Annotated in this window: 17 protein-coding genes and 1 pseudogene; 7 read left to right on the forward strand and 11 right to left on the reverse strand. The window is 40.2% G+C overall.

Annotated elements, in window-relative coordinates; translation table 11 throughout:
• Nucleotides 1–3 precede the first annotated feature (3 nt).
• The 4 genes from G7B20_RS16405 to G7B20_RS16420 form a co-directional block, all read right to left on the reverse strand.
• Nucleotides 4–1,593 carry a SusD/RagB family nutrient-binding outer membrane lipoprotein gene (locus tag G7B20_RS16405; protein ID WP_164112511.1) on the reverse strand — a complete coding sequence of 530 codons (1,590 nt, stop codon included), beginning with the start codon at nt 1,591–1,593 and terminating at the stop codon, nt 4–6.
• Between the two features lie 13 nt (nt 1,594–1,606).
• Entirely contained in the window at nt 1,607–4,894 is a 3,288-nt protein-coding gene (locus G7B20_RS16410; protein WP_240452844.1) for a SusC/RagA family TonB-linked outer membrane protein, read from the reverse strand.
• A gap of 172 nt (nt 4,895–5,066) precedes the next feature.
• Nucleotides 5,067–6,161, reverse strand: a complete 1,095-nt coding sequence (locus tag G7B20_RS16415) for a FecR family protein (protein ID WP_164112512.1) — start codon at nt 6,159–6,161, stop codon at nt 5,067–5,069.
• A 92-nt stretch (nt 6,162–6,253) separates the two neighbouring features.
• Nucleotides 6,254–6,811 (reverse strand): RNA polymerase sigma factor, encoded by a 558-nt coding sequence (locus G7B20_RS16420; RefSeq protein ID WP_164112513.1) that lies wholly within the window; start codon nt 6,809–6,811, stop codon nt 6,254–6,256.
• Between the two features lie 326 nt (nt 6,812–7,137).
• On the opposite strand from G7B20_RS16420, the gene G7B20_RS16425 reads away from it, so the two are divergent.
• The 3 genes and pseudogenes from G7B20_RS16425 (at nt 7,138) to G7B20_RS19835 (ending at nt 8,488) form a co-directional block, all read left to right on the forward strand.
• On the forward strand, nt 7,138–7,623 hold the full coding sequence (locus G7B20_RS16425) for a thermonuclease family protein (RefSeq protein ID WP_164112514.1): 486 nt from the start codon (nt 7,138–7,140) through the stop codon (nt 7,621–7,623).
• A gap of 75 nt (nt 7,624–7,698) precedes the next feature.
• Nucleotides 7,699–7,884: a hypothetical protein gene (locus G7B20_RS16430; protein WP_164112515.1), complete on the forward strand. Its 186-nt coding sequence runs from the start codon at nt 7,699–7,701 to the stop codon at nt 7,882–7,884.
• 223 nt (nt 7,885–8,107) lie between these two features.
• Nucleotides 8,108–8,488 (forward strand): annotated as a pseudogene (locus G7B20_RS19835) (hypothetical protein).
• 309 nt (nt 8,489–8,797) lie between these two features.
• On the opposite strand, the gene mnmE reads toward G7B20_RS19835, so the two are convergent.
• Nucleotides 8,798–10,177 (reverse strand): tRNA uridine-5-carboxymethylaminomethyl(34) synthesis GTPase MnmE, encoded by a 1,380-nt coding sequence (mnmE, locus tag G7B20_RS16445; protein ID WP_164112517.1) that lies wholly within the window; start codon nt 10,175–10,177, stop codon nt 8,798–8,800.
• 406 nt (nt 10,178–10,583) lie between these two features.
• Between mnmE and G7B20_RS16450 the strand changes: the two genes are divergently transcribed.
• Entirely contained in the window at nt 10,584–13,082 is a 2,499-nt protein-coding gene (locus tag G7B20_RS16450) for a hypothetical protein (RefSeq protein WP_164112518.1), read from the forward strand.
• Nucleotides 13,083–13,130: 48 nt separating this feature from the next.
• Here the strand turns inward: G7B20_RS16450 and G7B20_RS16455 are convergent, their stop codons facing one another.
• Both G7B20_RS16455 and G7B20_RS16460 read right to left on the reverse strand, forming a co-directional pair.
• Nucleotides 13,131–13,991 (reverse strand): aminotransferase class IV, encoded by an 861-nt coding sequence (locus tag G7B20_RS16455; protein WP_164112519.1) that lies wholly within the window; start codon nt 13,989–13,991, stop codon nt 13,131–13,133.
• A gap of 44 nt (nt 13,992–14,035) precedes the next feature.
• Nucleotides 14,036–15,073: an RluA family pseudouridine synthase gene (locus G7B20_RS16460; protein ID WP_164112520.1), complete on the reverse strand. Its 1,038-nt coding sequence runs from the start codon at nt 15,071–15,073 to the stop codon at nt 14,036–14,038.
• A gap of 91 nt (nt 15,074–15,164) precedes the next feature.
• On the opposite strand from G7B20_RS16460, the gene G7B20_RS16465 reads away from it, so the two are divergent.
• A complete protein-coding gene (locus tag G7B20_RS16465; protein WP_164112521.1) occupies nt 15,165–16,040 on the forward strand; it encodes a 1-aminocyclopropane-1-carboxylate deaminase/D-cysteine desulfhydrase in 876 nt (291 codons plus the stop codon).
• Between the two features lie 44 nt (nt 16,041–16,084).
• Here the strand turns inward: G7B20_RS16465 and G7B20_RS16470 are convergent, their stop codons facing one another.
• On the reverse strand, nt 16,085–16,366 hold the full coding sequence (locus tag G7B20_RS16470) for a GNAT family N-acetyltransferase (protein ID WP_164112522.1): 282 nt from the start codon (nt 16,364–16,366) through the stop codon (nt 16,085–16,087).
• 175 nt (nt 16,367–16,541) lie between these two features.
• On the opposite strand from G7B20_RS16470, the gene G7B20_RS16475 reads away from it, so the two are divergent.
• Complete coding sequence (locus G7B20_RS16475; protein WP_240452847.1) at nt 16,542–17,837, forward strand: BamA/TamA family outer membrane protein; 1,296 nt, start codon at nt 16,542–16,544, stop codon at nt 17,835–17,837.
• Nucleotides 17,824–19,899 carry a TonB-dependent receptor gene (locus tag G7B20_RS16480; protein WP_164112524.1) on the forward strand — a complete coding sequence of 692 codons (2,076 nt, stop codon included), beginning with the start codon at nt 17,824–17,826 and terminating at the stop codon, nt 19,897–19,899. The genes G7B20_RS16475 and G7B20_RS16480 overlap by 14 nt, the downstream gene beginning before the upstream one ends.
• On the opposite strand, the gene G7B20_RS16485 is transcribed toward G7B20_RS16480, so the two are convergent.
• The 3 genes from G7B20_RS16485 to G7B20_RS16495 are packed head-to-tail and all read right to left on the reverse strand — an operon-like array spanning nt 19,889 to nt 21,106.
• Nucleotides 19,889–20,239, reverse strand: a complete 351-nt coding sequence (locus tag G7B20_RS16485; protein ID WP_164112525.1) for a hypothetical protein — start codon at nt 20,237–20,239, stop codon at nt 19,889–19,891. The two genes, G7B20_RS16480 and G7B20_RS16485, sit on opposite strands and share 11 nt — an antisense overlap.
• The gene (locus G7B20_RS16490) at nt 20,229–20,780 is read right to left on the reverse strand and encodes an RNA polymerase sigma factor (protein WP_164112526.1); all 552 of its coding nucleotides are present in this window, start codon (nt 20,778–20,780) and stop codon (nt 20,229–20,231) included. Before G7B20_RS16490 ends, G7B20_RS16485 begins: the two co-directional genes overlap by 11 nt.
• A gap of 2 nt (nt 20,781–20,782) precedes the next feature.
• Nucleotides 20,783–21,106: a hypothetical protein gene (locus tag G7B20_RS16495; RefSeq protein WP_164112527.1), complete on the reverse strand. Its 324-nt coding sequence runs from the start codon at nt 21,104–21,106 to the stop codon at nt 20,783–20,785.
• Nucleotides 21,107–21,214: the final 108 nt, after the last annotated feature.

Here is a 21,214-nt window from a genome sequence, read left to right on the forward strand (position 1 = left end):
ATTTTATTGTTTATCCCACCATACTCTACCACTCAAATTATCTCCCCCAGGTACAGCAGCGGCAGCAGCTTTATAGTAAGCACTATTTGTGGTAGCTTCTTCCGCTGTTGGATAAGGTAGTCTCCGAGGTATAGTGCCGTTCGTCGCATTTCCCGGATAGACTACTGGGGTTAGCAAAGGATATCCTGTCCTTCGCCAGTTAAACCATGACTCATAGAAATTTAAAGCGGTGTTATGGTGTATCCAATACTGTGTACTAATCTGTTTAAGACCATCTGTTAGGGGATTCGCCGCGACGAAGCTGTTGGCATCACTTTCGGAGATAGCCAACTTGGGATCATATTGGCCCAAAAATGTAATTCCAGCTTTTACACCATTGGCATAATGCGTAGCTGCAGAACCTCCTATTCCCCATCTTTGCGCAGCTTCTGCGAGTAATAATTCACTTTCAGCATAGGTTAATATGAAGGTTACACCATCAGGTTTGATCATTCCAGGATGCGGTGATGAGTACTCTGGGAAGGATGTGTACGACGGATGCGAGGATATAGCATACAATTGATTGTTATTTAGGTCTTTACCGTTAGGCATTCCTTTTTGCAGAGCCGGATCTGTCAGATAGTTCTGGTTGATGTTCTTATAACTTTTTACACCCACATTAGGCCATACTTGTGTTGCAGCCACTTTTATTCTCGGATCGTTACTGCTTTTCAATGCATTGATGAATGTATCTGACCATTTGACATAGTAATGCTCAGAACCACCATCACCCACCAATACCTGGCTATTACGGTTTTGTGTAACGCGAGCGCCGGCTTCGTCATGTTGCACAAAGGCATTGTCGGCATTACCAGTTAGGGTCTTCCCTATTACTTTAGTCGCATAGGTCTTTGCTGTGTTTTCATCCACCTTGGTCAATCGCATAGCTAGACGTAGTATTAAAGAATTGCCGAAGCGTTTCCATTTCTCTAGATCCCCCTTGTAGATTAAGTCCCCTGTAATGTTATCCGCATTAGGATCTAAGGCATTGGTAGCTTCTTCCAGCTCTTTCAGCATATCCATATAGATCTCCTGCTGTTTGTCATATTTCGTAGAAAGAACCTTTTTGTAATACCCTTGACCAGCTTCTGAATAAGGAACATCACCATATAGGTCTGTGATCCGAGCAAATATGAGCGCTTTCCAAATCCGAGCTACTTGATGTACATTTTTATATTTCTCATTGCCACGGGTCATTTCCACTACATCTACAATCGGCTTTACTTGTTCTTCGTAGGCTCTCTCCCAATACGAAGAGGTGTACCAGGGTGTTAACAAATATTTGTCGCCAGCCCAGTAACTAATCACTGTAGACAGTCCCTGCATCATAGTCCCTGAATATATGAGGTTGATGCGCCAGGTTTCGTAAGCAAAGTCTATACTACCAGTATATGTTAATTGTGCAGTTGATAGCACAAAATTAGGGTCAAAGTTTGTAGCACCATAAGAGATGGGATCTGTATTAATCGCCACAAAATCTTTGGTACAACTTGTATTACTAAGCGTCCCTGCTAATAATAGGAACGCTAATATATTTAATTTTTTGATTTTCATGGGGCCTGTGGATTTAGAATTTAACATTAAGATTGAAACCAAATGTTCGAGCAGGAGGAAGTCCACCTAGCTCTAATCCGATTATTGTCGCATTATAGCTCGATTCTGGATCGATGTTTTCGGTTTTCTTCATCAAGATAAATAAGTTACGTGCTACTAAATTTAAGCTTAATCCGTTGATTTTATTTTTGAATACCTTTGCCGGAACGTTATATCCAAATGTCAGCTGTCTGAATTTGATAAAGCTGGCATCATTTACAAAACGGTAAGAGGTATTATTTGCCGTATTCTCATAAAATTTTGGTGCTGTGTTACCCAGGGTTTCCCTATCTGCTAGCGTCTCTTTATGTAATCCCTTGATGTATCCATAATAGTCTGTTCCTGAAAATAACTTTCCACCAAACTTTCCATCAATTAAGAATCCTAGATTAAAGTTCTTATAGGTAAAGTCGTTATTCCATCCCGCAAACCATTTACTTTGCGAGTCGCCAAAGCTTTTCAATTCACCGCGGTCTGGCGAACCATCAGCCAATTTTACAACCTGACCTTGGTCATTATATTTGTAATCGTAAGCGAAAATTTGTCCCATTGATTTCCCCGGTACATGTTTTAAGAAACCAACGCCCGAGCGTGAAGTTCCATACAACATTTCGTCCATGCCTTCAGCTAGCGATAACACTTCGTTGTCGTTATATGTTGTATTGATAGAAGATACCCAACTGAAATTTTCGTTTTTAATAGGTGTACCTGTCAATAACATTTCTACCCCTCTATTACGTAAGGATCCCGTATTCAGTACGGCTGCCGTATAACCTGTCGTAGCAGGAATAGCAACCTGTAAAATTTCATTTCTAGAGTTTTTATTATACCAGGCAATATCCAAATTGAGGCGATCATTGAGGAAGCGAAGTTCTGTACCAATTTCCAACTCTGTGGCCGTCGATGCAAATAAGCCCGAATTAGGAACTGCTGTATTTGCTATTTGCCCTAGCGCGTTACCTTTTATATTCTGCGCCATAAAGCTATAAGATAGCGTCGTTTGGTAGGGGTTTGTGGCCTGTCCAACCTGCGCATAACCGGCACGTAATTTACCAAAATTCAATACCGACGAATTTAAGAACTCAGAGAATACCAATGAACCACTTACTCCTGGATACACAGAGTATAATTTGTTGTCTACCCCTGGTGTCGCCAAGGTGGAGAACCAATCCGAACGTAAGCTACCTGTCAAGTACAAAATATCGCGATACGCATACTCTAAGGTTCCGTATATCGACTGCATTTCTTCTTCCGATTTAATTTGGGAAAGCACTTTATTCTTTAAGCCTACAATCGTATACACGCCTGGTACTAAGAATTCCGTTCCTTGATTAATTAGAAGATCGTTTTTTGTATTTCTATAGGCAGCGCCCACATTAGGCGTTAGTGTCATATCATCCGTCAAAGAAAATGTCTTCCCCACTAAAACGTCTGCATTTAAATCATTAAATTTGGACGTTTGTAAAGCCATATTAAAGGGAGGTGCATAGGCCAATCCCCCCGGAAACACACTTGTAAACTCGTTTGTATAATAATCTTGGCCCGCACGCCCTTGTACAAAGATCCCGTTATCAAAGGTGTATCGGGCTGTCAGTGAGCTTATTAGTCTATTTCTTTTGGTGTTATTCTGAATTTCATAGGCTGCATACCAGGGGTTTGTATCCCAAGGGTTACCTGAATTATACGTTATTTCCTTTCCATTTGCATCAACCCATGGCTTTAGATTCCGAATATCAATACTTGTAGGCATGAATATCGTATTGAAGTTTGCACTACCTGCGCCATCCGAAAGCATGGGTCTGTTCTTCGCATTTTCGATAATATAGTTTGCTTTAGCATCGATAGACAATCGCTTGACAGGTTCAAAAGCGGCTCCTAGATAAAAGGATTGTCTATCTAGGCCAGAATTTGGCATAATGGATTTATTCGTGAGATCGGTCACCGAGAAACGTAAGGTACCACCTTCAAACGATTTGTTAAAAGCCAAAGAGTTCGTCCAGGTATGTCCGCTTCTATAGAAATTCTCGATATTATTCTTTTGTGCCACGTATGGGCGTTCTACACCATCAAACTGAATCACGTTAGAACCATCTAATTTACCTCCCCAGCTCGAAGCCCCAACTTGTTTTGCGGCAGCGGCAGTAGTTGGCTTCACGCCATTTGTGCCTTGTCCATATACATCCTGCCAGTTGGTACGGTCCATCACCTGCTCAATGACATAGTTAGAGCTAAAATCGATACCATTTCCTTTACCCGATTTGGTCGTGATCAAAATAACACCAGCTTTAGCCCTCGAACCATATAACGCTGAAGCAGCGGCACCTTTGAGTACCGATACACTTTCGATATCGTCAGGGTTAAGATTACTGATTGCATCCCCCATATCCGGTGCATTGTCCCACTGACTTCCTTTATTCCCATTTGGATTTGTGGAGCCTCCAGTAGCTACACCTATCGTTTTATTTTCCATAGGCATACCATTAATGACATATAGGGGTTGATTGGTCTGTCCCAAACTAGATGTACCCCGTATCACGACAGAGCTTGAAGAACCTACACCTCCCGACGTAGTCGACACATCCAGACCAGCGACCTTACCCACTAGGGAGTTGACCACATTATTCTCTCTGGCTTTGGTTAAGGATTCCCCATCTAATTGAGTAACTGAGTAGCCTATTGCACGACGCTCTTTCTTCACGCCTAGTGCAGTTACTACAACTTCACTTAGCATCTGGTCATCCGCTTCCAAGGCGATCGTTAGCTGCCCACTTTTTTGGACGGTGATTTCTTTAGTAAGATACCCGGTAAAAGAGATCACCAATGTAGTTCCCGCGGGCACTTCCAGTTCGAATTTTCCATTCAGATCTGTTGCTTTCCCGATAGCACTTCCTTTTACACGGACAGTGGCTCCAGACAGTTTATCTCCATGCTCATCGGTTACCAATCCATTTACAATTAGCGTCTGCTGTTCCGTAACAACAACTAATCCTTCCCCAGAAAGGGAATACTGTAAGCCATTCTTCACGAGCAATCGAGGCAAAAGGTCCACTACTTTTGTATTGTCCACTTTTAGCGAAAGTTCCTTGTTCAGGTTTTCATTTGTCGCACTATATACAAAGTAATAGTCGCTGTTTTCCTCAATCAATTTGAGAATTTTGCTCAACTTTGTCTTTCGGACGTCCAAGGAGACTTTTTGTTGCGAATATACATTTGCCGTAACGTTTGCAAACGCGAAGACAATCATAATTAAGGTTAGTTTCATCCGAATAATGAATCTAGAGTGCAAAAGATAATACAAATGCACTTGCATTAAGCCATTTTTAATCATACTTTAGTGTTGGTTAAAGTTTATAATAGGCTGCGTATGGGTTCGAAGCTTACGCATGCCAGGTTAAATCATTCCGTTAAAGGATGGCAATTTTTGCTGTCCTTTTTTATTTCTCATAAATGGTCACGTTTTTTTCATATATCTCATAATTAAAGGGTTTTACTTTTTGTAGTGCTTTTAGAACTTGCTCAATACTTTCGTCTCTAAATGTAGCTGTAAATCGATAGTTGCCAATAGCATCTCCTTTTAAGGTAATATTGACATCATACCAGCGTTCCAGCACAGATTTTAGTTCATTAAAATCCTGATCAACCATAGCCAATCTGTTTTCTTTCCAGGCTATATCCAATACTTCGTTGTCTGCATTACTTGCTACGTCCTGTATGGCGATTTCCTTTACGTCAGCCTTTACTTTTGGAGCTTTGCTGGTCGGTTTTGGAAACGCAGTCGCCAGTTCATTTTTATAAATGGTTACTTTCTGATTAGGCTTTATAATAATAGAATTTTCATTTCTCCCTTTACTTTTAAGCTCTATCAGACCTTCGATAAGTAAGGCTTCAGACGCTAATTCATCCGGATAAGATTTTACGTTAAATGAAGTCCCTAAAACGCGAATATCGAATTCGTTAGTATGCAAGACAAAGGGTTTGTCCACATCCTTTTTAACATCCAGATAAGCTTCTCCTTCCAAAAATACCTGTCGGTTAGATATACCAAAATCTTTATCAATTTGAAGTTTACTTGCCGAGTTTAGTGTTACTAAAGTTCCATCGATCAAGGCAAATGTTTTCTTTTCTCCCTTTACCGTTTGATAGACTTCCTGCACTGCTACCATCTCGATATTTTGAGGTATGGTATTCGTGTTTTTAGTATACCATAAGTACGCAAAACCGCAGATAGCGAACCCAGCTGCAATCCGTATATAAGTAGTAGGCCTGTTCCAACGCTTTCCTTTTTCAGAACTATTCTGGTTATTGATTACATCACGTAATTTTTCTATTTGATGGTTTATGGGTTTCTTATTGCCTGACAATATCTGAAATAGACGTTGTGCACGTGCTATTGTTTCTTCCTGTTCGGGGTGTTGTAATCTGTATTGCTCCCAATATTGGATACATTGTTCGTTTTCCTGTGAACAGAATTGTTGAAAAGTATCGTCAATCAAAAAATCTTCTACTTCTTTGTAGTCTTTATGGCTCATTATTTAAGCGGTTTTATATTATAGTGCTCAAAACCGGTTCTTTTGCCTAAGAAAAAAACTAATAAATATATATATGTCTGATTTTTAGTTTGTTAAATTTCGCTTAGCTCCTGTCTTAGAATTTTGAGCGCATCATAAAGTGTGTTGTAAGCAGTCTTTACGGTCATATGGGTAGTCTCCGCAATTTTCTCGTAGGTATAACCTTCAAAAAATTTTAGATGAATCATTTGCTTTTGTCGGTACGTCAATTTTTCAAGCGCCTCTTTAAGCTTGAGTTGTACTATTTCATTCGTTTGTACGCGGATTATAAATTCATCATAAGGCATTTCAGTCCAATCCTCTTCGGCCTTCAAGTGCTGGAGAGCAGTATTTATTTTATTTTGTTTTTCGAGTAATCTTAATATTTTTCTTTTAAGGAATGTCAATAGATAAGATTGTACATTTTCTACACGATCTAGATTAGGGATCTTTTCCCATATAGAAGTGAATACCTGATCAACGGCTTCAGTACTAATATCCGCATTGCCACAGGTACGGATACCAAAATTAACCAAATCACTGTAAAGTGCTGCATATAGATCGAAAAAAGCACTTTCATCCCCGCCCCTTACTCGTTCCCACAACAACCTATATCCCAGTGATCCCTTCATGTTATTTGTTAGCCTTCTTATTATAATTGATTTACGCGCGTCGTATAAAGCGAAGATGTTTATTTTTTTAGACATTTTCAAAAAAAGTTCAACTAATTTCTAGCTACAGCATAACCTGTTAAAATATGTTAAACAGTATTTTCGAGGTACTAAGGCTCTTGTGTCTTCGTTTTTATGGTATAATTTCATAATTAGGTTAATAATTGGTTTGGTAAAATCCTGAAGTTCCCCGCTTCAGGATTTTTTATTGGATTTACAGTCATTTACTTAGGAATTAACACGGCTCGTTAGTTAGCTAATGATAACGTTTCTTCTATCTTTGCGGCATGAAGAAAATGCTCTTAATTGCGCTCTTTTTATTGTTTATTTTTGATGGTATCGCACAAAAACACATGCAAGGGCGCGTGGTGAAAGTAGCGGATGGGGACACATTTACTATCGTGGACAAGTTTCAAAAGAAAACAAAAATCAGACTACACGGAATCGATTGCCCCGAAAAAGGACAGGATTACTTTCAAGTAGCAAAAAGCTTTACCAATGGTCACATCTTTGATAAATGGATTAATATTGAGGTAAAGAGTAAAGATCGATATGGACGTATTGTTGGGATCGTTTGGCTAGAGAACCAAGAGAGTTTGAATCTTATGCTTATTCAGGCGGGTTTAGCATGGGATTATCCAACTTATAGTAAGAGCAGGATTTATCGGGACGCTGAGTTACAAGCTAGAAAAGACAAAAGTAATATTTGGTCACTTTATGAACCTACTCCACCCTGGGATTTTAGAAAGGTGAAAAAAGTTAAAAAGGCTTAAATCAGCAATATATTTTGCATATTATGTTTATATGTTTTATATCCAGTTTGGATTATGATTGATTTTTAAATAGATATGAACTCACCATTACAACGTTTAACGGTTTACCCTTCTGATCACCAAAAGATCACCGGACGTAGTGAACGTACGTGTCAACGTCTTATTAATAAAATTCGAGATATGTTCGGTTTGGGGCGACAACAACTTGTCACCATACATCAGGCTTCCGAATACCTAGGGATTCCAATGAACGATATGTAAAGTTTTATACGATAAAATCCGTATCTATAATTTGTTTCTAATTATGCCCATTGCTACTATTTACCCTTTTAGTAGATGTAATTTTTGTGCAGTCATATACGACAAAAGCGATAAGACTATTTGTGCAGTAATCTACCTTTAAATTATCAATCGGAACGTGGTACTCTCCGAAGACGTGATGTATTAATTGATTTATTAAAATTTAAAAGGTAAAAAAAAGGCAATTAAATTCAATGTTAGAGAAGTGGGCAAAACAGGAGATATTACTGCACCTAAAAAGTTTTACGCAAGGCCAGTACATACTGGTGAAGTGACATTAGCAGAGCTGGTGGAAGACATTTCGTATGCATCATCGATAACGAGATCGGACCTCTATGCTGTGTTACAAAGTTGAATACATGATATCCCCCGTAATATAGCTAGGGTAAATATTGTACGCCTTGGTGATTTCGGATCTTTTTGTTTGTCTACTCATAGCGAAGGAAGCGATCTGGAAAAAGAGGTAACGAGTGGCAACATTATTCGAACTAAACTTCTTTTTAATAGCGGAAAACGTATCAAAAACGTATTGCAAACTTTAATTTTTAAGAAAAACGGATCATAGCGTCATTTAGATGCTTTTCGTAAAGCCGGTATCCCATTGGATTTCGGCTTTTTTATATTTTTTTTAAAATATCTAGCTATAGCTTTGGTCGAAATGAACAGCTAGAGTTTCTAACATCTACATATAGATTTCCCCATAAGTATATGTACTTTTAAGAAGTATACATATTGACTTAAAAAAAGCATTCAATCACGGACAATGGATCGCTTTTGGACTAAAAAGCCTAAAATTTATCGTATTAATTGAATTTTATTTTTAAATACGTTGATAATCAAGTGAAAAGAATGTTCAAACGACTTGAAGACAGATTTATTTCCCTATACAAAATTTCGAAAAAATATTCTCCAACAAATCGTCCGTAGTGACCGTCCCTGTGATCTCTCCTAGATGATGTAACGATTGTCGGATATCCATGGCTAAGAAATCGGATGTAACCGGATTATCAATACCAAATAACACGCGTTCCAAGGCTATCTGCGTATGTTGCAGGGCTTCGACATGGCGGATATTGGTTACCATTACATCGTCAGTATTAATATTTGAAAGATTAACTTGGTTCAATAATTCTTCTTTAAGTTCTTCAATACCGGTTTTTAGTTTAGCGGATATATATAGAGGCTTTAAGCTAGCATACTCCAGTTTATCGGCATCAGATAAGAGGTCACTTTTATTGATGATAACGACGAATGGTATGTTGAGATCTTTGACTTCGGCGATTTGTTCTTGGACAGTGACGATTCGATCCTGTACGGGATCAAACAAATAGATAATTAGTCGTGCTTGCTTCATCTTCTCCCGTGTACGTTCTACGCCTTTGGCCTCAATGATGTCTTCGGTATCTCGAATTCCCGCAGTATCGATAAATCGGAAAGTTATCCCATGGATATTGATTTCATCTTCGATCGTGTCACGAGTAGTACCCGCTATATCAGAGACAATTGCACGCTCTTCATTCAACAACGCATTTAACAATGTAGATTTACCTACATTGGGTTTTCCTGCGATAACTACAGGGACACCATTTTTTAATACATTACCTTGTTCAAAGGACTGGATCAGTTTGGCGATCACACTGTAGATTTGTTGAACTAAACCTTTTAGTTGGTCACGGTTCGCAAACTCAACATCTTCCTCCGAAAAATCTAATTCTAACTCTATCAAAGAAGCAAAATGAACCAGATCCTCGCGTAGCTTTTTTAATTGGTTCGAAAAACCACCACGCATCTGTTGCATGGCCACCTGATGGGAAGCTGCCGAATTGGATGCTATCAGATCTGCTACTGCCTCTGCTTGAGATAGGTCAAGACCTCCATTTAGAAAAGCACGCAATGTAAACTCTCCGGCACGAGCTGCACGTGCACCTTTTTTTATCAGTAAATTGATAACACGCTCTATGATGTACTTTGAATTGTGCGTTGATATCTCTACCGAATTCTCCTTGGTATACGAGTTGGGGGCCACAAACAAAGAGACAAGTACTTCGTCCAATACTTCTTCCCCATCCCTGATTGTACCAAAATGTATGGTGTGCGAGTCCTGCTTAGCAAGATCTTTTCCTTTAAAAACATCGTTTACGATAGAAATAGCTTCATTTCCTGAAATACGAATCACAGCGATAGCGCCCTGAGCGCCGGGAGAGGTAGCCAAAGCTACGATAGTATCTTGAGAGATTAATCCGTTTGTAGACATTGGACAAACCTACATAAATTCGCCTTTACAAGCAATATAATTACGGCGAAATGTAAAAGCGAATTTTGTAGCTCTCCTCATCCATTTAAATTCTTTTATAGAGAAAATGTATAAAGTAAAATGTAAAAAAAAGACAACCTTGTCTGTATGATCTGTGTTTTCATATGTATATAAATTTTTTTTATCTGTCATCTGGAATATCCAAACCGAGTGTAACGAGCTCACGAAGTAATTATAATTATGCACGGATTGTTGTAGTTGGTGTGCATGCTACTTCGCCGTCATTCGTGTTTTGTGCCGTATCACCTGCATGGATATTATATACAATCGATTGTGTAACCTTATTGTTATGTGGGCTTTAGATACAGATTCTATTTATATTTGTTTCCGTAAAACCTTTAAACTTATGAGTACCTATAAAAAAGTTGTTCTTAGAGCCGTCTTTGCCACAATGAGTTTGCCCGTTTTAGGGTTTGCTCAGTCTGATTTAACTGTACAATTGAGAGATCGAAATGTCACCATCAATACCAAAGGACAAATTGCTTATATAGGAAAAGCAGATTCAACAGATAATCTCCTATTGACAGATTCTGTTTCTTCCTTATTACGCATCAAAAGGTTTGGGCAAACACAGAGCGAAAGTCCCAGAAAGCTGAGTTGGGTTGACAAAGGGAAAAGTACGATTTTAAATTTCGATTTTGACGGTCCGAAAGTCGAGGTTTTACTTACCAAGAATCCAGATTATTTGAAGTTTGAAGTGTTAAATGTAGAGCACGAAGACAAAGTCGAATTGTTGCAGTGGGGACAGATTTATACCCGACTCGATGGGAATGTGGGACAGTCTTTAGGAGCTGTATATAACGCGAGTGATGCTGTAGGTTTAATGGGGCTTAATATCAAGAGCTCAGGAGGATTTGAGATCGATCATCGTGAACGGTTTGGTAATGCTGCGCAAAGATTGGTCAAGGGCTCCGTTCTTCAAGGTTTTACACGAAATCGGTCTAAGCAAAGGCAGGATGATAACTTTATTCAAGAGCTGACTGAAGCGGTTCCTGTCCATGGGGATGATGCGAGGCTTAAAGGATCTGCTTTTGCCCTCTATACGACCGATAGTGCATCTCTACCCCGGGTTATCGAAGGTATAGAGATAAAGGAAGGTCTCCCCCATCTCACCCATTCTGGAGAATGGATCAAAAGATCTTTGTATTCAACTTCTTCCAAATTTATTATCTCTTTCACGGAACAGAATATTGACGAGTGTCTGGATATCGCACAGCGTGCGGGTATTACCAATGTATATCATCCAGGTATTTTCAAGACTTGGGGAACTTACCAATTAGATTCCAAGGCTTTTCCAAATGGTACTAGATCACTGGCGTTATGCAGTGATAAAGCCAAACAACGCAACATGAATCTAGGCGCTCATACGCTGACCAACTTTATAACGACCGACGACCCTTTGGTCAGCCCAAAGCCACATCCGGGGCTACAGTTGGCTGCTGTGACAGCACTTCAAACGTCAATCGGAACCGATGACAGTAGCATTCTTTTGCAGAACAGTACGTTGATTAAAGCCTATATAAAAGACGAGCTACTTCCTTCTAAAACAGATAATAATGTTAATCAGAATCGTGAAATATTTGCGATCCGGATTGGGGATGAAATCATCGAATATGCGGCGGCCAAAGTTTCAGGACGCCTGATTGAGCTGAGTGGTTGTAAAAGAGGAGCCTTCGGAACAACGGCCTCTACACATCAAAAAGGTCAACGGGTAGGACGCTTAGCCTCACATGCCTATAAAGTTTTCTTTGCCGATATTAATCTACAGGACAGTGTCGCCATGAATCTTGCACGTTTTTTTAACGAGGGTAAATTAGAACGCATTAGTTTTGATGGCGTTGAGGGTGGCGTTGCTACAGGGCACAACCGCTATGGAGGCGAGCGTTTTGTCGATGTCTTTTTCAAGCACTTGGAAAATAAGAACATCGTCGCCAATTCCAGCGATGTGATGCACTACGCTTGGCACTACTTTTCCAATGAAAGCTGGGGCGAGCCTTGGTGGGCCAAAAGCTTCCGCGAATCCCAACTAGATCATCGTTTGGGCGTACAGAAGGCGCTGAAAGAAGACCTTTTACCTCGAAAGATGGGGCAGTTCAGTATTAAAGAGAATACTACGCTAAAAGATATCAATTGGATCATGGGACTTTGTGCAGGTTTTGATAATGGTGTAGACTTTTACGTCTCTCCAGCGATTATTAAAGCCAATCCCGATGGAGAAGCGATTTTGACGGCTATCAAGAGGTGGGAAACAGTGCGTATGATGAAAACCCTTTCCGATGAGCAAAAAGAGAATTTACGTAATGTATTTACTTTGTACGAGTTGACCGGAGAATTGAACAACCCTAGTTTACGTATTATTGAGACGTGGGCACCGGAAGGAGGACAATTGCAAAAGGAAAACGACAGAGTTACACTCCCTATTAACCTATTGGAGAGGACACAAAACACCATCATTACGTTTGACTATAGACACCACAGCCAAGTTACAGAGCCTGGTAAGCCGACGCATTCCGAAGTGACATTTAATTCCTCCGGAGAGAGCCAGCCCCTACGTTTTGCTATCCGCGTCTCTGCTACGGCAAAAGAAAAAGTAGAAGGCCTGCTTCTCAAATCTGGAACTAGGCAATTGGATATACCTTTCGTACTTAACCCCGGGGATTATGTGATTTTAGATCGCGACAAAAGTTTGAAACAGTTCGATTCCAATGGCATGTTGCTAAACAGCACTAGGCCTAGACAGCTGTTTAATATCAATAAAGGTGAAAATATTATTCTCATTGATTACAAAGCATTGCGCGATAAGTCAGGCCCTGAGGTAATTCTCAACGTTGCTTTTGATAAATAGGCAATTGACCTGCTCATTCAGGAGCTATTCGGAATGAGCAGGATTACTTTAGTTACCTTCTTTAATGTAGTTCCAACTGCTCAATTTATCTTGTAAGATACGCGATATCTTGTTGAAATACCGTTTCTGTTTGTAGCCCATTACCCATTGTATACCCTGTATAGCATTGGTGCAGAATATTTCATCAGCCTTTTTCATAATCTCTGGACTGATTTGAGCTTCCACGACAGGTATTCCTTCAGATTCAGCGATATCCATTACCACACGACGCATGACCCCAGCTATGCAACCTTGGTTTATTGCAGGGGTGTATAATGTTTTTTCATAGTAAACAAAGATATTGGAACTCAGAGCTTCGCAAAGAAAGCCTTCTTGATTGAGTATGAGCACATCGTCGTAATCAAATTTCTTTTTATAAAGTCCCGCCAAAACATAGATTAGCGAGTTGTTCGATTTCAGGTCAGACAGATCACTAAAAGGCTTTTTATTTTCAGTATATAGATCGATAATCAATCCTGTTTTCTTGTCCCTAACAGGCTCTTTGAGACTTTGTACCTGAAAGACAAAGCCTATGCTGTTGCTGTCTGGTGCATAGAGGCCATTTCCTTCCCGAAAGACAACCAGACGTACACGGACGCGCTGCCCCAGCATGTTGTTCTTTCTAATGAGTTCCTCCGTGGACGCTTTTATAAAATAGGTATCAAATTTACCTGCTTTCTCCAGGCTAAGTCTTTGCATGCTACGTTGTAGACGTTCGATGTGAAAGTCTAAAAAACGTATTTCACCATCTTTATACAGCATGGTCTCGAAGATTCCGTCTCCGTAACGGAAAGCACGGCTATTGGCTGTAAATATAGTATGTTCCTCCGGCACTAGCGTACCGTTGTAGTTCATGTAGTGTGTAGGCATAAAAAATGCATTAAAATTCAATCGTTTCTGCTAATAGTGACGGGCTACTGAAGATGCTTCTCTGTACCGTATGCACGCCATTTCTCTAATGCTAAACGAAAATCTTCAGGTAATGGTACTTCAAAGTTCAACGTTTTTTTTGTTTTAGGATGTTGAAAACCTAAAGATCGAGCATGAAGTGCCTGTCTAGGTATTATCTCAAAACAGTTGTCTACAAACTGCTTATACTTAGAGAAAACAGTTCCTTTAAGTATCCGATCCCCCCCATAACTTCCATCGTTAAAGAGTGGGTGCCCTATTGATTTCATATGTGCACGTATCTGATGTGTTCTTCCTGTTTCCAGTTGGCATTCGATCAGTGTCACAAAGCCGAATCGCTCCTTAACTGTATAGTGTGTTACAGACCATTTTCCTTTCTCAGGGTCATCGTACATACTCATGATCCGACGATCCTTCATGTCCCTACCTATATATCCGCTCACCGAGCCATCTTCTACGATATCGCCCCAGACCAAGGCCACATAACGTCGCTCTATGCTGTGTTCAAAAAACTGTTTGGCCAAAAAAGTCATCGCCCATTCATTTTTTGCTATAACAAGTAGTCCCGATGTATCTTTATCGATCCGGTGTACCAGTCCTGGGCGTCCTGTATTGCCGGGGAGAGTTGGCAACTGGTTTAGGTGATACGTCAAAGCGTTGACCAAGGTGCCCGTATAGTTATTAAAGCCGGGGTGCACCACCATACCAGCCTTCTTATTGACCAGTAGCAGGTCATCATCTTCATATTCAATATCCAATGGAATGTTTTCCGCATAGACTTCTGTATCCCTTGGTGGATCTGGTAGTACTAATGTGATGATATCCGAAGGTTTGACCTTGTAGCTCGCCTTTACTACTTTGTCATTGACCAATACTGAGCCAGCATCGATAGCATTCTGAATACGGTTGCGCGAGGTATTCTCGACCCTATTCATCAAAAACTTGTCAATACGAAGCAGAGCCTGCCCTTTATCAGCAACTATCCGTATATGTTCATACAACTCCTGTTCGTCCTGTTCCTGTATATCTAAGTCTTCATTCATAGCACAAAAGTAAGTGAATTAGACGGAAAAATGCTAACTTTAGCGCATACTTACTTCAATACATTGAATATTAATTACTCCTATTTTTGCTATGCTCATCTTTAGTCCCGAACAGCCACTTCTCCACCCGCTTCATACCGAAAAATCTGTAGAAGTTTATATCAAAAGGGACGATATGATACATCCATTTATTTCGGGAAATAAATGGAGGAAATTGAAGTATAACCTATTAAAAGCTAAGCGTATAAATAAAGACACTTTAATTACTTTTGGAGGTGCTTGGTCTAATCATATTCTAGCAGTGGCCTGTGCAGCCGCAGTCGAGGGATTTCAAGCAAAAGCCTTTATACGTGGCGATCAGGTCTCCAACCCGGTTCTGGATATGTGCAGACTATTCGGTATGGAGCTGATCTTTGTTTCCAGAGCAGATTATAAAGATAAAAAACAGCTGTTTGAATCGTTAGGAGGTAACGCAAACGCTTTGATGATCGATGAAGGTGGTGCTGGCGTGGAGGGGGCACAGGGTTGCTCCGAATTATTAGATGAGTTAGAGCAACGGTATGACCATATTTTCGTTGCAGCCGGTACAGGCACCACGGCGGCCGGTCTCTCGTTAGGAATAACAAGACACAGCTTAGACACTGTTTTACATGTAGTGCCTGTCTTGAAAGGGGGATTGTTTATCAAAGAGGAAATGACAGCGTTAGGTGCTTCAACAGTTAAAACAGAATTTCACACCGACTACCATTTTGGAGGATATGCAAAATCTAAACCCGACCTTATCCGTTTTGTCCAGAGCTTTGTGCGACAAACAGGCATTATGATCGAACCCACGTATACAGGTAAGGCCCTGTTTGCACTACATGACCTTTTAGAAAAGGGTAGATTTAAAAAGGGAAGCAGTATCTTATTTATACATACCGGTGGATTGACCGGCTTGTTGGGACAATTGGAATATTTTAGGTAGGACATCAGGAACATGAGCTATCTCCTGCCGTCGATCGAAGCTGCTTAAGCTAACACATCTCTGATATCCACATCCTTGTCAAACATTGCCTTTGCAAATGGACATAATGGTATGATTTTAATGTTATTATCTCTAGCATTCTCAACGATTTTTTGAAGTAATATTTTACCTATATTTTTTCCTTTTTGTTCGGCATCTACTTCCGTGTGATCGATTATTATTTTATCAGCCCCAGCTACAGAGTAGGTCATTTCACCGATTTTTTTATTTTCCTCATAGGCAACAAAAGCACCTTTGCTTCCTGATACTTCTTTTTTAATTAACATAAGGATTGGTTTTAAGCTTGTTAATGATATTCTATCTTCAAAACAATATTAATTAATTGCTTCTATACCAAAATAACAAATATTAGCGAGAAACTGTTTTAATCTTTGTAAAATCTCTATGAATACCGAAACTTATAATTACTTTCGTACTACTTAACGCGCAATGAGAAACCGTATGAAAAACCTGCTAATCCTATTATTGGGTAACCTATTTGCCATGATTTCCTTTGCACAAGAGATCGAAGACCAGCGTAATACGGATAGTCTTTTTGTACGAAAACATAATAGTACCGATTTAGCGCCTGACAGCCTTTATGACGTAGTCGACCTTTTTCAAGATATTAACCCTTTTAATAAAAAGAAGAAAGACAGTATTCCGAAAAGGAGATCCGGTGTATCGTATTTGCCCAACATCAATTACAATCCAAGTATTGGTTTTCAAATAGGTGTTAAAGCGGTTGGAGGCATACATTTTGGAGAGAGGAAGAATACGAGTATGTCCGTATTTGCTACTGCGCTAAGTTACACGACTCGTGGTATTATCGTCGGTTATTTGTTTCATGACGTCTATACGCAGGAAAACAAATGGAACCTTAAGGGAAGTCTACATATCGCAAAGATGGTCGGCCTAGACTATGGTATGGGAATCGGTAATCCATTGTCCAATCCTACGGAAGAAGAATTGACATTGAACAACCCAAATCGCGAACGCTTTGTAAATAAATATACTGTGTATGGTTTTAACGAGCGTGTATACAAAAAGTTAAGTCCTGGACTTTTTGTCGGCGCAGGCGTATATTTTGAGCTGAAACGCAATATCAGCACATTAACGGATATTGACCCCTCCCCTGTTGAGATTTACAGCAAATGGAATGGATTTGATCCTGTGAGCAATAATAACAATGGACTGATGTTTAACTTGCAGTATATGACACGTGACAATCCGAATAATGCTTATAAAGGTATCTACACGGACGTCGTATTTCGAGTCAACCAAACCTGGATGGGAAGTTCAAAAAACGCCATACAGCTCCTTACGGATTTTCGTAAATACATACCATTGTCTACCGAAAAGCCAAATCATGTGTTGGCATTCTGGTATTATGGATCTTACAACCTCAGCGGTAAGCTGGCCTATCTAGACTTACCTGGGACGGGTAAAGACCCCTATGCGAAAAGTGGAAGAGGGTACACGAACGGCTATTTTAAAGGTAATTCCTACGCTTATGGCGAGGTGGAGTATCGCTTCCCTATTCTGCCTAACCGATTTTTGAGCGGAGTGGTGTTTGGAAATGTACAGACAGTAGACGATCAGATGGGGACGAAATTGTTCCGACACTGGCAGCCTTCGGGCGGTGCAGGTTTACGCGTTCTGTTTAATAAAATGACACGTACCAATCTTTGTATCGACTATGCCGTTGGAAAGTTCGGTCAAAAAGGTTTATTTTTGGGACTTAATGAAGCATTTTAATTCGATTATCCCGTTATTAGCCGTATTATCGCTTACCAACGTACATGCACAAACAAAAAGGGATACTGCTAAAATAGATTTACAACCTATCGATGTCAAGGTTTATTTTGCGAAGCAATCTTTGCTAGAAGTGACATCCGCCACGCAGACGTTATCGCTAGAGGCGCTAGCACGACAATCGACGACTTCGTTGGTGTCGGCGATAAATACCGTACCCGGCATCCGGATGGAAGAACGGTCTCCAGGCTCCTATCGTCTCGCTATGCGCGGCAGTTTAATTCGATCTCCCTTCGGAGTGCGCAATACGAAAGTCTATATCGATGAGTTCCCCCTGACAGATGCTGGTGGCAATACCTACATTAATTTATTAGCCCCTGTAGGGATCAATGCTATCCAAATCGTTAAAGGACCTGATGGTTCACTTTTCGGAGCAAACTCGGGCGGGGTTTTGCAGATTAGACCCAAAGGCTTTGAGGTGCTAGAGAATAAGCGCGCACTTGAATTAACTACCGGATCCTATGGAATGTTTCAGCAGACTTTGTCATTGCAGCAACAGCTAGCCCCGACCTATCAATTTTCCTTGGATCAATCTTTTATACGTTCGGATGGTTATAGGGATCATTCAGCGCTAAACAAAAAGACGATTCAAACCGCTCACCAATGGCAATACCATAGAAAAGCACAGCTCCGTGTATTTGGACTTTATACCGATATGGGGTATCAAACCCCGGGAGGCCTTAATGCGATTCAGTATGATGCCGATCCAAGTACTTATCGCCCTGCTGCCGGAACGAACCCCAGTGCAAAAGAACAGCAAGCAGCGATATACAATAAGACAGGATTTGGAGGGATATCAAATCAACTGCAAATCACCAAGAACATTTCTTATCTATTGGCTCTTTTTGGGTCGTATACCGATTTTAAAAATCCTTTTATCACAAATTACGAGAAGCGTATCGAGAAAAATTGGGGATTACGTAGTTATTTATCATTAGATCGTGAGGACGCAGCGCTGTCCTGGCAGATGCAATTTGGCTTTGAGGCTATAAAAGGGAGTAGTGATATTGATAATTACAACAACAACAGCGGGATCCCTGGAGCAGTTCAGGCCAAAGATGACATGACAAACTCGCAATGGAGTGTCTTTTATCGGGCACAGGTCGAATTCGTGAAAAACTGGCATATGGAGGGATCAATAGGTCTGAATGGAAGTCATATCTACTATGACCGGAAGTTTCCTACCACAGTACCTGCTCAAGGAAGCCTATCATTTGATACACAATGGATGCCAAGAATAGCTACGTCTTACGTATTGAATGATATTATGTCGTGGCGCATGTCTATTGCAAAAGGATATTCTACCCCAACTTTGGCCGAAGTACGCTCGTCGGACAATAGAATTAATAGCGATCTCCACGCTGAATCCGGAACGAATTATGAAGTGGGGTATAAAGTTAAAACCAATAGTAACGCACTAATCATTGATATTGCGGCTTATACGTACCAAATGAGGAATGGGATCGTTCGAAGCTTGAACGATGCAGGAGTAGAATATTATCAGAATGCCGGTCAGATGAAGCAAAAAGGAGTTGAACTCTCATTTTGGGGTACAATCCCTGTTACGACGTATGTTCCGTTCTTACTCGGATTAAACTGGCACTCGGCTTTAAGTTATAACGATTATCAATTTGGAGATTATAAAGTGGCTGATAAGGATTATAGCGGTAATCGCATGACCGCAGTACCAAATTGGGTGTGGACAAATACCCTACAATTACAATTCCTTCATCAGTTGGGGATTAATCTTTATCACAACTATACCTCAGCGATGCCTTTAGACGATGCTAATACTGTATTTGCCAAAAAGTATCATCTACTACAAGGAAAATTTAGTCATGTACTTCCATTGTCGAAGAGTATATACCTACAGCTTTTTCTCGGGGTTGATAATCTGCTTAATCAAAAGTACAGCTTAGGTAACGACATAAATGCTTTTGGTGGACGTTATTTTAACGCTGCTCCCACACGCAATTTTTATGGTGGCGCTAAGCTTAGTTTTTAATAGGCCTGTTCTTGCTAATTTTGAAAAACTTCCAGAGCTTGTCGCTAAAAAGCAAGATCAAGATGACATACACCAGTTGAGAAAAGAATGATAGTTTGTCCTGGAGGTTTTCCGATAGACCATATGAGGTTACAAATAAACTGCCAACATAATTGAGCATCATACCAAAGACGGTACCTATGAGGAAGAATAAGATGGCCATTTTCTTACTTTTGGTCATCTCCTTTTTGGAGCGCTCATAGTTAAGGATGTTGTTCATTGCCTGCTCTTCGAAATCAACAAATGGCATTTCGAGTTTGCTGCTCTTGAGCAGCGAATAGAGTTCATCTTTATGTTCCATAATATTCTTCTTTCATTAATCGGCACAGAACACTGTAAAGGTGCTTGCGCGCTCTAAATAAGATCACTTTCGCATTTGAATCTGTCCAGCCTGTGATCTCGCAAAGCTCCTGTATGGCCAGTTCCTCCAAGTAGTAAAGACGTAATGCTAAAGCTTCGTTTGCAGGAAGCTTTACCAGCGCTTGTTGAACCACCTGCTCCTGCTCTTTCTTGACTAGCCTATCGAATGCATTTTCATCCCAGATCAGATCATGCTCTTGAAGATCAAAACTGACGGACTCTGGTTTTAGTCTACGCATGGCGCTAAATGCACAATTTACAACGATACGATAAAACCATGTACTGAATTTGGAGTGCTGCTTAAACTTCGCCAACGACTGATAACAACGCATAAAAGCATCTTGAACGACTTCTTCGGCCAAATGCTCCTGCTTTACAATAGAATGTGCTACCGAATAAGCCATATGCTTGTAGGTTGTCAGAAAATACCTAAAAGCATATGGGTCTCCCGCCAAAACCTTATCAATATAGATTTGGTCCATTCTTAATCTTTCGGTTCTTGACTTTTATCCAATTTATTCGCAACGATCATAGAAATACCTGCACATATGGTAATGATCCCCATAGGGATTGAATCTTCCGAATGAAAGTAATTAAATTCTCTAAGAATTCCGACAATGAGAATTCCGGCACCTATCCCAAGTACAACTATTCCGGGTTTCTGCCAGTCGTAGGGTTCTCTTTTGATAGGTGGAGTATCATTGTTCTGGATTCGAACGGACCTAAACCGCATAATGAAGTAAATCGAGAGTGTTATAGCAGCAAAAAGTCCTGTAGACATCACCGCCAGCATTGTTTCCTTTTCCATATTTTAAATGTTCTTTTACCATTAGTCGTCTATAATTTCGGAACGGTTACACTTTAACAAAAAACTTTTTGTGTTCCTTACTGTTCTATTCATAAAGATATAATCTTC

The sequence above is a fragment of the Sphingobacterium sp. xlx-96 genome, from assembly GCF_011007365.1.
Lineage (GTDB): Bacteria > Bacteroidota > Bacteroidia > Sphingobacteriales > Sphingobacteriaceae > Sphingobacterium > Sphingobacterium luzhongxinii.

Bases quoted from the DNA above. Each gene is read 5' to 3' on its own strand.
- G7B20_RS16480 (WP_164112524.1), top strand. From the start codon at position 17,824: ATGAAGCATTTTAATTCGATTATCCCGTTATTAGCCGTATTATCGCTT.
- G7B20_RS16485 (WP_164112525.1), bottom strand. From the start codon at position 20,239: ATGGAACATAAAGATGAACTCTATTCGCTGCTCAAGAGCAGCAAACTC.
- G7B20_RS16490 (WP_164112526.1), bottom strand. From the start codon at position 20,780: ATGGACCAAATCTATATTGATAAGGTTTTGGCGGGAGACCCATATGCT.
- G7B20_RS16495 (WP_164112527.1), bottom strand. From the start codon at position 21,106: ATGGAAAAGGAAACAATGCTGGCGGTGATGTCTACAGGACTTTTTGCT.
- G7B20_RS16425 (WP_164112514.1), top strand. From the start codon at position 7,138: ATGAAGAAAATGCTCTTAATTGCGCTCTTTTTATTGTTTATTTTTGAT.
- G7B20_RS16455 (WP_164112519.1), bottom strand. From the start codon at position 13,991: ATGCCTACACACTACATGAACTACAACGGTACGCTAGTGCCGGAGGAA.
- G7B20_RS16410 (WP_240452844.1), bottom strand. From the start codon at position 4,894: ATGAAACTAACCTTAATTATGATTGTCTTCGCGTTTGCAAACGTTACG.
- mnmE (WP_164112517.1), bottom strand. From the start codon at position 10,177: ATGTCTACAAACGGATTAATCTCTCAAGATACTATCGTAGCTTTGGCT.
- G7B20_RS16465 (WP_164112521.1), top strand. From the start codon at position 15,165: ATGCTCATCTTTAGTCCCGAACAGCCACTTCTCCACCCGCTTCATACC.
- G7B20_RS16450 (WP_164112518.1), top strand. From the start codon at position 10,584: ATGAGTACCTATAAAAAAGTTGTTCTTAGAGCCGTCTTTGCCACAATG.
- G7B20_RS16415 (WP_164112512.1), bottom strand. From the start codon at position 6,161: ATGAGCCATAAAGACTACAAAGAAGTAGAAGATTTTTTGATTGACGAT.
- G7B20_RS16460 (WP_164112520.1), bottom strand. From the start codon at position 15,073: ATGAATGAAGACTTAGATATACAGGAACAGGACGAACAGGAGTTGTAT.
- G7B20_RS16405 (WP_164112511.1), bottom strand. From the start codon at position 1,593: ATGAAAATCAAAAAATTAAATATATTAGCGTTCCTATTATTAGCAGGG.
- G7B20_RS16475 (WP_240452847.1), top strand. From the start codon at position 16,542: ATGAAAAACCTGCTAATCCTATTATTGGGTAACCTATTTGCCATGATT.
- G7B20_RS16420 (WP_164112513.1), bottom strand. From the start codon at position 6,811: ATGAAGGGATCACTGGGATATAGGTTGTTGTGGGAACGAGTAAGGGGC.
- G7B20_RS16430 (WP_164112515.1), top strand. From the start codon at position 7,699: ATGAACTCACCATTACAACGTTTAACGGTTTACCCTTCTGATCACCAA.
- G7B20_RS16470 (WP_164112522.1), bottom strand. From the start codon at position 16,366: ATGTTAATTAAAAAAGAAGTATCAGGAAGCAAAGGTGCTTTTGTTGCC.